The organism is Neobacillus niacini, assembly GCF_036961885.1.
GTDB classification, from domain to species: domain Bacteria; phylum Bacillota; class Bacilli; order Bacillales; family Cytobacillaceae; genus Neobacillus; species Neobacillus niacini_H.
Window position 1 is genome coordinate 2016 of record NZ_JBALNQ010000082.1, and the last position, 312, is coordinate 2327.

The window sequence follows — 312 nt, forward strand, 5'->3', positions numbered from 1 at the left end:
AGAAATATTGGCGTATAACGAAAATCACTCTCGCATAGCGCAAAAAGGTCTGGATACTTTTCCAGGCCTTTTTTTATGGAGTATTAACAAACTATGAACAAAGTATTAAATCCCTGAGAAGATTTTGCGATATAGTTGATATGTCAGAAAAATGTTATAAACTGAAGAAAGAAGAGTTTTTGCTAGGAGATGAACGGACTTTGAAAATACTCGTAATTGAAGATAATACAAGTGTTTGCTCGATGATTGAAATGTTTTTTGCCAAAGAAGGAATTAAAGGGACCTTTGTGAATGACGGTCTAGAAGGGTATA

At 34.0% G+C, this 312-nt stretch carries 1 pseudogene; it reads left to right on the forward strand.

The window, feature by feature from the left end:
• Window positions 1-200: 200 nt before the first annotated feature.
• A pseudogene (locus tag V7124_RS25020) lies at window positions 201-312 on the forward strand (DNA-binding response regulator); the annotation flags it as partial.